The sequence below is a fragment of the Streptomyces zinciresistens K42 genome (genome assembly GCF_000225525.1).
In the GTDB taxonomy this organism is placed as follows: domain Bacteria; phylum Actinomycetota; class Actinomycetes; order Streptomycetales; family Streptomycetaceae; genus Streptomyces; species Streptomyces zinciresistens.
The window spans coordinates 1-10,803 of the sequence record NZ_AGBF01000209.1; the positions used below are offsets into that span (position 1 = coordinate 1).

The 10,803-nt window shown below is 73.2% G+C and carries 13 protein-coding genes and 6 tRNA genes; 10 read left to right on the forward strand and 9 right to left on the reverse strand.

Annotation, left to right across the window (positions count from 1 at the left end):
* A partial coding sequence (locus SZN_RS31460; RefSeq protein ID WP_007502990.1) for an SCO7613 C-terminal domain-containing membrane protein occupies positions 1 to 945 on the forward strand: 945 nt, incomplete at its 5' end.
* 705 nt (positions 946 to 1,650) lie between these two features.
* Here the strand turns inward: SZN_RS31460 and SZN_RS31465 are convergent.
* Positions 1,651 to 1,722, reverse strand: a tRNA-Val gene (locus tag SZN_RS31465).
* An 88-nt stretch (positions 1,723 to 1,810) separates the two neighbouring features.
* A complete protein-coding gene (locus SZN_RS31470; RefSeq protein ID WP_007502992.1) occupies positions 1,811 to 2,269 on the reverse strand; it encodes a TIGR02611 family protein in 459 nt (152 codons plus the stop codon).
* A 191-nt stretch (positions 2,270 to 2,460) separates the two neighbouring features.
* Between SZN_RS31470 and SZN_RS31475 the strand changes: the two genes are divergently transcribed.
* Together SZN_RS31475 and SZN_RS31480 are read left to right on the forward strand one after the other, a co-directional pair.
* Positions 2,461 to 2,874, forward strand: a complete 414-nt coding sequence (locus tag SZN_RS31475; RefSeq protein WP_004002642.1) for an SsgA family sporulation/cell division regulator — start codon at positions 2,461 to 2,463, stop codon at positions 2,872 to 2,874.
* A 359-nt stretch (positions 2,875 to 3,233) separates the two neighbouring features.
* Positions 3,234 to 3,794, forward strand: coding sequence for a CGNR zinc finger domain-containing protein (locus SZN_RS31480; RefSeq protein ID WP_007502993.1), 561 nt, complete (start codon positions 3,234 to 3,236; stop codon positions 3,792 to 3,794).
* Positions 3,795 to 3,891: 97 nt separating this feature from the next.
* Here SZN_RS31480 and SZN_RS41675 read toward each other — a convergent pair whose 3' ends face one another.
* A complete protein-coding gene (locus SZN_RS41675; protein ID WP_007502994.1) occupies positions 3,892 to 4,044 on the reverse strand; it encodes a hypothetical protein in 153 nt (50 codons plus the stop codon).
* Between the two features lie 158 nt (positions 4,045 to 4,202).
* On the reverse strand, positions 4,203 to 4,646 hold the full coding sequence (locus SZN_RS31485; protein ID WP_007502995.1) for a hypothetical protein: 444 nt from the start codon (positions 4,644 to 4,646) through the stop codon (positions 4,203 to 4,205).
* A 212-nt stretch (positions 4,647 to 4,858) separates the two neighbouring features.
* Between SZN_RS31485 and SZN_RS31490 the strand changes: the two genes are divergently transcribed.
* Positions 4,859 to 5,386 carry a DsbA family protein gene (locus SZN_RS31490; RefSeq protein ID WP_007502996.1) on the forward strand — a complete coding sequence of 176 codons (528 nt, stop codon included), beginning with the start codon at positions 4,859 to 4,861 and terminating at the stop codon, positions 5,384 to 5,386.
* A gap of 81 nt (positions 5,387 to 5,467) precedes the next feature.
* On the opposite strand, the gene SZN_RS31495 is transcribed toward SZN_RS31490, so the two are convergent.
* Genes SZN_RS31495 through SZN_RS31505 form a run of 3 tightly spaced genes read right to left on the reverse strand, consistent with a single transcriptional unit; the run spans position 5,468 to position 8,208 of the window.
* Positions 5,468 to 6,292 carry a GNAT family N-acetyltransferase gene (locus SZN_RS31495; protein WP_007502997.1) on the reverse strand — a complete coding sequence of 275 codons (825 nt, stop codon included), beginning with the start codon at positions 6,290 to 6,292 and terminating at the stop codon, positions 5,468 to 5,470.
* A gap of 51 nt (positions 6,293 to 6,343) precedes the next feature.
* Positions 6,344 to 7,165, reverse strand: coding sequence for an aminotransferase class IV (locus SZN_RS31500; protein WP_007502998.1), 822 nt, complete (start codon positions 7,163 to 7,165; stop codon positions 6,344 to 6,346).
* Positions 7,162 to 8,208 (reverse strand): chorismate-binding protein, encoded by a 1,047-nt coding sequence (locus SZN_RS31505; RefSeq protein ID WP_007503000.1) that lies wholly within the window; start codon positions 8,206 to 8,208, stop codon positions 7,162 to 7,164. The genes SZN_RS31500 and SZN_RS31505 overlap by 4 nt, the downstream gene beginning before the upstream one ends.
* Before the next feature lie 179 nt (positions 8,209 to 8,387).
* On the opposite strand from SZN_RS31505, the gene SZN_RS31510 reads away from it, so the two are divergent.
* The 5 genes from SZN_RS31510 to SZN_RS31530 all read left to right on the forward strand — a co-directional run bounded on the left by SZN_RS31510 (position 8,388) and on the right by SZN_RS31530 (position 8,843).
* Positions 8,388 to 8,460 (forward strand) — tRNA-Gly (locus SZN_RS31510).
* Positions 8,461 to 8,499: 39 nt separating this feature from the next.
* Positions 8,500 to 8,573, forward strand: a tRNA-Cys gene (locus tag SZN_RS31515).
* 1 nt (position 8,574) lies between these two features.
* A tRNA-Val gene (locus SZN_RS31520) sits at positions 8,575 to 8,646 on the forward strand.
* Between the two features lie 19 nt (positions 8,647 to 8,665).
* Positions 8,666 to 8,737 (forward strand) — tRNA-Val (locus SZN_RS31525).
* Positions 8,738 to 8,771: 34 nt separating this feature from the next.
* Positions 8,772 to 8,843: transfer RNA gene (locus SZN_RS31530), tRNA-Val, on the forward strand.
* Positions 8,844 to 9,077: 234 nt separating this feature from the next.
* Here SZN_RS31530 and SZN_RS31535 read toward each other — a convergent pair.
* Entirely contained in the window at positions 9,078 to 9,275 is a 198-nt protein-coding gene (locus SZN_RS31535; protein ID WP_007503002.1) for a hypothetical protein, read from the reverse strand.
* 198 nt (positions 9,276 to 9,473) lie between these two features.
* Complete coding sequence (locus SZN_RS31540) at positions 9,474 to 9,749, reverse strand: hypothetical protein (protein WP_043734133.1); 276 nt, start codon at positions 9,747 to 9,749, stop codon at positions 9,474 to 9,476.
* A 197-nt stretch (positions 9,750 to 9,946) separates the two neighbouring features.
* On the opposite strand from SZN_RS31540, the gene SZN_RS31545 reads away from it, so the two are divergent.
* A partial coding sequence (locus SZN_RS31545; RefSeq protein WP_007503005.1) for a serine/threonine-protein kinase occupies positions 9,947 to 10,803 on the forward strand: 857 nt, incomplete at its 3' end.

The following is a 10,803-nucleotide window of genomic DNA, read 5'->3' on the forward strand; positions in this document are numbered from 1 at the left end:
ACCGCCGCGGTCCTGGCCCTGGTCACCTCGCTCTGCCTGGTCTTCCTCGCCCTGGCCGCCGAGACGGCGACCCTGGTGGTGCTGTGCGCGCTGACCGCGCTGTTCGCGGCGGCCTGCCGTGCGCCGCAGCTGGCTGCGGTCACGGCACCGGCGGCCCTCGTCCACGCCACGGCGCTCGCCTGCGCCACGGGCGCGGCGGCCGGCTGGGGTGTGCAGTACACCGCGCTGCTGGTCCTGGCGGTACCCGCGGCGGCGGCCCTGCTCGCGGCACAGCCCGGCGATCCGCGGACCACGCTCGGGATCGAGGCGGCGGGCGCGGCTGCCGGACTGCTCGCGATCGCCCTGGCGGCGGCCTCCGCCGACCTGCCGGCGACCGCCCTGGTGCTGGCGCTGTGCGGCGTGGTCACGGCAGGTGCGGCGATCCGCCCGGACCGCCGCCCGGCGGCTTACGTCTCCGCTGGCCTCTTCGTGACGGCCGCCTGGGTGCGCCTGGCCGCCTGGGACGTCGGGACGCCCGAGGCGTACACCCTGCCGGTCACCGTCCCGGCCCTGCTCGTCGGCGCCCTGCGCAGGCGCGGCCACCCGGGAACGTCGTCCTGGGCAGCGTACGGCCCCGGACTCGCCGCCACTCTCGTGCCGAGCCTGCTGACGGCCTGGGGCGACCCGGACTGGACGCGCCCGCTGCTGCTGGGGCTCGCGGCGCTCGCGGTCACCCTTGTGGGCGCCCGCCGGCACCTTCAGGCACCGCTGCTGCTCGGCGGCACGGTCCTCGGCCTGGTCGCCGTGCACGAACTCGCCCCGTACATCGTCCAGGTGACCGACGCGCTCCCCCGCTGGGCGCCTCCCGCCCTGGCCGGCCTGCTGCTGCTGGCCCTCGGGGCGACGTACGAGCAGCGGCTGCGGGACGCCCGCAGGGTGCGGGACTTCCTGGGCACGATGCGCTGAGGAGGAGGGGGCGCGGGGCCCGGCCGGGCTTCTCCGGTCCGGTCCGCACCCCGTCCGGGGGGGCATTGCCCGCACCGCGTCGCCTGCCCGGGGAGATCAGGCGGCGCATTCCCCGCATCGCATTCGGGCGGGAATCCGCCCGCATTCCGGAACACGTCCGGCGGATTCCCCCTGAGGGCCCCTGCGTTGAACTCCTTCCAGAAGTCGGCGTACGGCCGAAAGTCCGTCTTGACCCGATCTTCTGATACTTCTCCGGAAGAGAGCGACGGTCCTGTCGATGCGCCCGACCCGGCCTTCGGCACCCCCGCGCACATAACGGATCGTCACCGTCCGGTCCCCGGGGCCCCTCCGCCACTCCCCCGCTGCGGGGAGGCGCCGACGAGCCGGAGCGTGGCCGCCGGGAGCACCGGCGGCCTTCGCGATCGCGTGCCTCCCGCGCCTTCGCCGACGACGCGCGTCGAGACGAGCGGTGGCCGCCGCGGGGTGCGGAGTGCCACCGGAGGCGTCGTCGACATGGAGGGCGTCCCGGCCGGAGCCGCACGGCGAAGCTCCCGGCCAGCCCCCGCGGCCGCCGAAGCCCGGCCAGGAAGGCGCGGACGGGATCCACCCGGTACCGCACCCGCCGCGGGCCCTGCCACGGATCGACCGGAGGCGCAGAAACCGGCGGCCCGCCTGCACATTCGCAGACGGGCCGCCGGATCCGGGTGGGCGATACTGGGTTCGAACCAGTGACCTCTTCGGTGTGAACGAAGCGCTCTCCCACTGAGCTAATCGCCCGGACGCACGGAGAACATTACCCCATGTCAGGGGGTGCGGGTGACCAGCGCGGAGCCGTCGCGGACGGTGCGCGCACCCCCTTCGCGCGTCACTGGTTCTCGATCTTCCACGGCATGACGACGCCGAACTTCCAGACGTAGATCCCGACGAGGACGGTCACGATCACGAGGCCGATCGAGGTCAGGATGATGTTGCGGCGGCGCACCCGCGGATCGAGGGCCTTCTGGGCCGCCTCGGTGACCTTGCGCTTGGTCCAGCGCAGGACCAGCTGGGCCCAGACGAACTCGGTCGCCCAGACCGCCATGCCGCCGAAGATCACGACCCAGCCGGGACCGGGCAGCGGCAGCATGACGATGCCGGCGACCACGATCGCCAGGCCGAGCAGGAAGACGCCGACCTGCCAGCTCACATGCAGGACCCGGCGCGCCTTGACGAACTCCGGCGCCTTGGAGCCGAGGCCCTCCTCGTCGCGGTTCTTCACACCGTCCACGTCGATCCCGTCAGCGGCCACGGCGACCTCGCCGGGCACGTCACTCCCCGTGTTCATACGGCCAAACCCTACCGGACCGATTCCGGTCACCGGAATGGCCGTACTTCACGAACCGGTCCTCGGCCGGAAGAGTTACGTAAAGGCACGCAAAACACTCAGAGGGGTTTACAACGGCACCGTAGGTGGCATGTCGATTTCGCCGACGTGCGAATCCCCGAGCGCACACTGAGCGAAAGGCCCTGGCGCTTATGAACACCACGGTCAGCTGCGAGCTGCACCTGCGCCTCGTTGTGTCGAGCGAGTCCTCCCTGCCTGTCCCCGCAGGCCTGCGGTACGACACGGCCGACCCCTACGCCGTGCACGCCACCTTCCACACCGGAGCCGAGGAGACCGTCGAGTGGGTGTTCGCCCGCGACCTCCTCGCCGAGGGCCTGCACCGGCCCACCGGAACCGGCGACGTCCGGGTCTGGCCGTCACGCAGTCACGGCCAGGGCGTCGTGTGCATCGCCCTGAGTTCCCCCGAGGGCGAGGCGCTGCTGGAGGCCCCGGCGCGGGCTCTGGAGTCCTTCCTGAAGCGAACCGACGCCGCCGTGCCCCCCGGCACGGAACACCGGCACTTCGATCTCGACCAGGAGCTCTCGCACATCCTGGCGGAGAGCTAGGGCGAGAACCCCGCAAGCCGCCCGGCGCCGTCGACTCGGGGTGACGGCTCGGGCCTGAACAACCGCATAGGGCATCACCGGCGCCGCCTCCGCTCCACGGGGGCGGCGCCGGTGCGTTCCGAGGGGCCCGGCGGTCCCGAAGGGGTCCGGGGGGCCGGGAGGCGCCCCAGAGGGGCACAGCGGCCCGTGGGGGGTCCCTCACGGGAACCGCGAGCCCGGGGCCGGCGTTGTACGGGCACACCGCGGGGGGTGCGTTTCGAAGCCCTGTGCGGACGCGGGCGGTGGGCGGGCCCGGCGAGCCACTACCATCGGCCAGCATCGGCGGGCGCCCCGCCCGACCCCAGGCCAGGGAGCGAACAGTGCTGATCACCCATGACGCCCGGTGCGCGCTCGATGTCGTGGTGGATCTGGTGAACACCGCGCCGGAGGACGACGAGGCGTCGGACGGGCTCCTGGACGTCGCGGCGCTCGCGGACTTCGTACGAAAACACAACATCAGCGATGTCGGGGTCCTGTCGGAGTTCGACCTGTCCGCGGTGCGCAAGGTGCGCGGCAGGTTCGCCTCGGTCTTCGAGGCCGCGGACCCCAGGGCCGCCGCCACCCTCATCAACGAGCTCGTCGCCGCCGCCGGCACCACGCCCCGGCTCACGGACCACGACGGGTACAGCTGGCATGTGCACTACTTCGCGCCGGGTGCCTCGGTCGCCGACCACCTGGCGGCCGACTGCGGGATGGCGCTGGCGTTCTTCGTGGTCGCCGGCGAGCAGGAGCGGCTTCGCCGCTGCGAGGCACCGGACTGCCGGCACGCCTTCGTGGACCTCTCCCGCAACCGTTCACGGCGCTACTGCGACAGCCGTACCTGCGGAAACCGGCTGCATGTGGCCGCCTACCGGGCGCGCCGCAGGGAAGCGGCCGGCTGAGCGGCCGGCACCGTCACGGACCGTGGCCGGTCCGGCGCCGGAGCGCGCCGCGTCGACGCGGACCCCGGCGGGTGGCGCCGGGGGCCGCGGGTACGGCTCAGAGCAGCAGCAGATCGTGCAGCGCAGCCATGAGCAGCAGACACCCGATCACCGCTAGGAAGATCATCAGCGGTGGCTGGGAAAGGGCGAACAGGCACCCGCGAGGCTCGTCCTGAGACGGCGCGGCCTCGCTTTGCGTCGTGTCCAGCATCTCGCGGCGATGATGACCCAGGTCGCCCGCGCGACGCGATCAGCACGCCCGGAATGCGCGGGAGTTCGCGCTATTCCGTGATGTCCGTTCCGAGTCGTGATCGTTTACGGCCGGGCGGCGACCCAGTGTGTCGTTTCCGCCGGGGCCGGGCGGCGACCTCAGATGCCGTGCTTCTTGAGGATCGCCTCGATGTCGCTGAAGTCCTCCGCGGGCTGGGCGCGGGGCGCGGTCGCGGGCTGGGCCGCGGGGCGGGTGCCCAGACCCAGGGAGGGCGCGGAGGCGGTCGGGGCGACGGCCTCGCGCCGGGCCGCGGCGCGGGCCGCCCTGCGCTCCTTGCGGGTGCCGCCGCGACGGCGCTCCACCGCGCGGGTGGTCATGAACATCGCCCAGGCGAGGCCGAGCACGCCGAAGCCCGCCCAGGCGGTGGGACTGAACGCGGTGTTCGCCAGCCACTCGACGACTCCGGTCATCACCAGCCCCAGGGGCACCAGCGAGTACGCGGCGATCCGCGCGGCCGTGAGGAAGCGCTTGCGGTACGCCGTGATCGCCGCGATGCCCAGGCCGGCCGCGGCCACGGCGGAACAGACGGTCTCGGCAATCATCCGGTCCTCCAGGTGTACCGCGTCGGGTCAGGGTGGTTCGTCCCTTCCATCCTGCACCGTCACCACCCTCCGCGGCCACGTCCCGGCCCGAGATCAGGGAGATCTCCGGGTCGTCTCCTCCGCAGGTGCCGGTCGGGGGCGTGCGTCCCGCGCCGGTCGGCGCGGTGCCGGGCCGGAGGGGGCGGGCGCCGCGCTGCTGGGAGACTGGGACCATGAACGACTTCCCCGCCGGCCGATCCGCCGCCCCCGTCCTGGACGTCTGGTGCGAGCTGCAGTGCCCGGACTGCCGCACCGCCCTGGACGACCTCCGCGCCCTGCGCGCCCGCTACGGCGACCGCCTGGAGCTGCGGTTGCGGCACTTCCCGCTGGAGAAGCACAAGCACGCGTTCGCCGCGGCCCAGGCCGCGGAGGAGGCGTTCGCGCAGGGGCGGGGGTGGCCGTACGCGGAGGCCGTCCTCGGCCGGGTCGAGGAGCTGGACCGCGAGGGCGAACCCTTCCTGGTCGGGGTGGCCCGGGAACTCGGCCTGGACGCCGAGGAGTTCGACACCGCCCTGGTCGACGGCCGGCACATCCTGATCGTCGACGCCGACCACGCCGAGGGCAAGGCCATCGGCGTGACCGGCACTCCGACGTACGTGGTCGGCGGTGAGCGCCTGGACGGCGGAAAGAGCCAGGACGGGCTGCGCGAGCGCGTCGAGGAGATCGTGGACCGGCTGCTGTCGGCGGACCCGGCCCCCTGACGCGGCCCCGGCCGGGCGGGTCCCTTTCCGCTCGGCCCCGTCCCGCCCTCCGGGCGGACGGGGGGACTCCCGCAACAGGTCCTACAGGAGATCCTTGGCGAGGTTGTGGGCGGTCGTCGTGTAGCCGAGTGAGGTGTAGAGCCGCTCGGCCGGGGTGTTCCCCGCGAAGACGTGCAGGCCGACGCGGTCCCTGCCGCCGGCCACCGCCTGCGCCTCCGCGAGGAGCATCAGCGTCCGGCCGTGGCCGCGCCCGCGGAAGCGGCTGCCGGTCTCCACGTCGAGCACGTAGGCCGTCTCGGGCCACAGGCCCAGCCACAGGGTGCCCACCGCGTCGCCCTCGTGCTCCAGAACGCTGATCAGCGTGTCCTCGGTGGCCAGGCCGTCCGGCAGGAACTTGGCGTGGCCGTCGTCGGCCTTGGCGCGGGCCTCGTCGGCGGGGACCCCGCTGTCGATCAGGGCCTGGGCGAACACCCCGCGCTCGTAGGCCAGCCAGGGGCCGTACTCCGCCCCGGTCATGGGGCGCCACGCGCTGCCCGCGGGCAGCGGGGGCGCGGTGCCGTCCAGCGGCTTCGCCATGTTGCGGCTGCGCACCGCGTATCCGAGGGCCGCGGCGAGCCGGAGGGCGGGGTCGGCGTCACCGGGCACGGACGCCTCCACGCGTGCGCACCCCCAGCCGCGCAGGACCTCCTCGGCGGCCAGTGCGGCCACCGTGGCCCGCCCGCGCCCGCGGTCCGGCTCGTCGATGCGCAGATCCCTCAGGCAGCCCACGGACGGGCCGAACTCGGCGTGCGTGGCGAGGTGTATCCCGCCGACGGGACGGCTGTTCACGCAGACCTGGTAACGGCGCGACCGGGTTCCGTCGGCGTGGTGCTGAAGCGGCTCGGTCGGCCGCAGGGTCGTGGTCATCAGGTGAGTTCTACCCAGCCGGCCGGTCCGCGGCAGCCCCTTTTCCCGCGGTCACGGATCGAGGTCGTCGCCGGCCCGCTCGTCGAAGATCCGCATGGCCTTGGCGGTCACCGGGCCCGGCGCGCCGGGCAGTTCGCGGCCGTCGACGCGGTGGACGGCCTGGACGTCGCGCAGGGTGGAGGTGAGGAAGACCTCGTCGGCCCGCTCCAGCACGTCGAGGGGGAGGTCGGTCTCCGAGGCCCCGGTCCACTCGACGGCGAGGGCGCGGGTGATGCCCGCGAGGCAGCCGGAGGCCACCGGCGGGGTGTGGATCTCGCCGTCCAGGACGACGAAGACGTTGGAGCCGGTGCCCTCGCAGAGCTGCCCGGCGGTGTTCGCGAACAGGGCCTCGCTCGCCCCCTGCCGGCGGGCGCGGGCGAGCGCGACGACGTTCTCGGCGTACGAGGTGGTCTTCAGGCCGGTGAGCGCGCCGCGTTCGTTGCGCGTCCACGGGACCGTGATCACGGCCGTGGAGTCCGGGCGGCGCCCGGTCGCGCCGAGGGCCACGACGAGGGTGGGGGCGTGCTCGCCCCGGTCGGAGCCGAGGGGGCCGTGGCCTGCGGTGTAGGTGATCCGCAGCCGGCCTAGCGGCATCGGGTCGGCCTCCAGCACGGCCGCGCAGGCGCGGCGCACCTCGCCGAGGTCGGGGTCGGGCAGCCCGAGGCCCCGCGCCGAGCGCGTCAGGCGGTCGAGGTGCCGGGTCAGGGCGAACGGCCGGCCGTCCACCGCCTTGAGCGTCTCGAAGACGCCGTCGCCCACGGTCAGTCCGTGGTCGAAGACGGAGACACGGGCGGACTCGCTGTCCTGGAGCCCGCCGTCGAGCCAGATCCTCACGATCGCAGTCCCTCTCCACTCGCCTCGTACGCGCCCGACGCTATCGCGAGCAGCCGGGACGCCTTCAGTTCGGTCTCCCGCCACTCCCCCTCGGGGTCCGATCCCCAGGTGATGCCCGCGCCGGTGCCGAACCGCAGCGCGCCGGCGGCGCGGTCGATCCAGAAGGTGCGTATCCCGACGGCCAGCTCCGCGGTGCCGCGGTCGGCGTCGACCCAGCCGATGCCGCCGCAGTACGGTCCGCGGGGAGCGGGCTCCAGCGCGTCGAGGATACGCAGGGCACTGGACTTGGGCGCGCCGGTGACCGAGCCGGGCGGGAAGGCGGCGCCCAGGAGTTCGGGCCAGCCCGCGTCCGCCCGCAGCTCGCCGCGCACGGTGGACACCAGGTGGACCAGGCCCGGGTGCTTCTCCACGGCGCACAGGTCGGGGACGCTCACCGAACCCGTGGCGCACACCCGGCCGATGTCGTTGCGCACGAGGTCGACGATCATCACGTTCTCGGCGTAGTCCTTCTCCAGGAGGTCCGCCTCGGTGCGTCCGGTGCCCTTGATCGGGCCGGACTCCACGACACGCCCGTCGCGCCGCAGGAACAGTTCGGGCGAGGCGGTGGCGATCTCGACGCCGTGCCCCGGCAGCCGGACCGTCCCCGCGTACGGCGCCGGGTTGCCGCGGGCGAGGAGCGCGGTCAGGGCGTCCACGTCGGCGTCCGGTCCGATCGGCGCGCTCAGGACCCGGCAGAGGTTGGCCTGGTAGACCTCGCCGGCGGCGATGTGCTCGCGGACGGCGCGCACTCCGGCGGTGTACGCGGTGTGGCCGAGGGACGACGTCCAGTCACCGGCGGCCGGTCCTTTCCACCGCCCCGGCCGCGGCGCGGGCACCGGCTCCTCCCGTACGTCGGCGAAGCGCGCGCAGGTCACACCGCCCTCGAAGTCGGCGCAGACGGCCCAGAAGCCGCTGGAGTCCAGGGCCGCGGGGTCGCTGGTGACGTCGAGGAGACCGGTGGCGACGCGGTCGCCGAACCGGGCGAGGGGAGGGAGGTCGAGCACACGGTCGAGTCTAGGACGGGTGGCGCGCGGGTGACCTGGCCATGTCCCCCCGGCGGCCGCCCCGCCGGGTCCCGGGCGGGCGCAGGGCAGCACGCTGCGCAAACGCGTTTTTGTGCTGGCCCCGGAATCCGCTAGAGTTCAACACGTCACCGGGCCGCGCAGGCGGAACGAAACGACAGGCGGACGTAGCTCAGTTGGTAGAGCGCAACCTTGCCAAGGTTGAGGTCGCGAGTTCGAACCTCGTCGTCCGCTCGAAGGAACCAGGGGATCTTCCCGAGCCCCTGCACTCCTGGTGGAGTGGCCGAGAGGCGAGGCAACGGCCTGCAAAGCCGTCTACACGGGTTCAAATCCCGTCTCCACCTCCAAGGACGATTAGCTCAGCGGGAGAGCGCTTCCCTGACACGGAAGAGGTCACTGGTTCAATCCCAGTATCGTCCACCGGATCTTCGGATCCCCCGCGCGATTAGCTCAGCGGGAGAGCGCTTCCCTGACACGGAAGAGGTCACTGGTTCAATCCCAGTATCGCGCACGCACGATCCATGGCTCCCGGGCCGTGGTCCCGAGGACGATTAGCTCAGCGGGAGAGCGCTTCCCTGACACGGAAGAGGTCACTGGTTCAATCCCAGTATCGTCCACACACCGAAGCCCCCGGTCCTCGACCGGGGGCTTCTCCGTGTCCGGGCGGGCGGCTCAACTCCCGCCTCGTCGCGCGTGCTTCGCGGATCGTCCCGGGTGTTCCGGACAGAGCAATGCCGGCGCAGCTCCCCAGCTGCGCCGGCATCTGTGCCGTCCGCCGCACCCCCGTCCCCACGGGGTTTCATGGGTGGATGTCCCCGCCCGGACCGCTCTTCCGGGCCTGGGGTCGCCGCTCAGCGCCCCAGCATCACGCCCACGGACGACGCCTGTGTGGCCACTGCCTCCCAGCCGTCGAATCCGACGAGGAGCAGGACCGCCAGGGGAAGGGCCATGAGCGTCGCCACCAGCGGGTGGCGACGGCCCTGACGGCGGGGGCGCAGCAGGGTGCGCTGCCTCGTGCGGATCGCCGTCCGCGCCGCCGTCCGGGCCATGGGCCCTCTCCTGACCTGTGTCGGTTGTCTTGGCAGCGGCGGGTGTCTGACCTCGGGGGACGAGTGCTGCACCCGCCGCTTGACCTCAAATCTAGGTCCGCGGGGGGCTGCGGCACGTCATGCCCTCGTACCGATTGCCGGGCCTCCCGGAGGATGAGCCACCTCCCGCGGTGTACTCCCCTGGGTGGAGAGCGGGTCCTACGACTCGGGGACTTCCCCGAGGGGGCGCCCGATGCGGTCCGCCTTCTCCGAGCCGTCCTCGCGGGGGACGGGCTGCTCGACCAGGGCCAGGACCCGGTTCGCCATGAACCGGGCGGTCCGCACCACCGTCCCGTTTCGGGTGACTTCGCTCACTTCCACCACGCCCCGGCGGACCGCCGTCTCCACCCGGCGCCCGGCCCTGCCCGCCACCACCTCGTAGGTGCGGGTCGTGTCTCCCGCGTCCACGACTATCTCCACGCGATCACCTTTCACAGGTCCAATCCCCCTTCTGTGACGGGCGGTTGATCAGCGCGCTCCGGTGAAGTCGCCCTGCTCGGCCGCCCTCTGACCACTCTTCGGATTCTCCCATCCGGCACTGACAATCCGTCGGGCCGAGAGGGCGCGGCCTCTGCGCACGGCGGGCTGTGGAAACGTAAGCTGTGGCACGTCATACGGACCGGGCAGCGGGGATGGACATGGCGATGATGCGCCTGAGGCGCGAGGACCCGCGCGTCGTCGGCTCGTTCAGGCTTCACCGGCGGCTGGGCGCGGGCGGCATGGGCGTCGTCTACCTGGGCTCCGACAAGAAGGGGCAGCGCGTCGCGCTCAAGGTGATCCGTCCCGACCTGGCGGAGGACCAGGAGTTCCGTTCGCGGTTCGCGCGCGAGGTCTCGGCGGCCCGGCGGATCCGCGGCGGCTGCACGGCGCGGCTGGTGGCCGCGGACCTGGAGGCGGAGCGGCCCTGGTTCGCCACCCAGTACGTGCCCGGCCCCTCACTTCACGACCGGGTCGCCGAGGAGGGCGCGCTCGGTGCGGCGGAGGTCGCCGCGGTGGGGGCCGCGCTGTCCGAGGGGCTGGTCGCGGTCCACGAGGCCGGTGTCGTGCACCGGGACCTGAAGCCGTCCAACATCCTGCTGTCCCCGAAGGGGCCGCGGATCATCGACTTCGGCATCGCCTGGGCCACGGGGGCCTCCACGCTCACCCACGTCGGCACGGCCGTCGGCTCGCCCGGCTTCCTCGCCCCGGAGCAGGTGCGCGGCGCCGCCGTCACCCCCGCCACGGACGTCTTCTCGCTCGGCGCCACGCTCGCCTACGCGTCCATGGGCGACTCGCCCTTCGGGCACGGCAGTTCCGAGGTGATGCTGTACCGCGTCGTGCACGAGGAGGCGCAGTTGCAGGGCGTTCCGGACGCGCTGGCCCCGCTCGTGCGGGCGTGTCTGGCGAAGGACCCGGAGGACCGGCCGAGCACCCTCCAGCTGTCGCTGCGGCTGAAGGAGATCGCGGCCCGCGAGGCCCAGGGGCTGGCGGACGTACGGCCGCCCGCGCC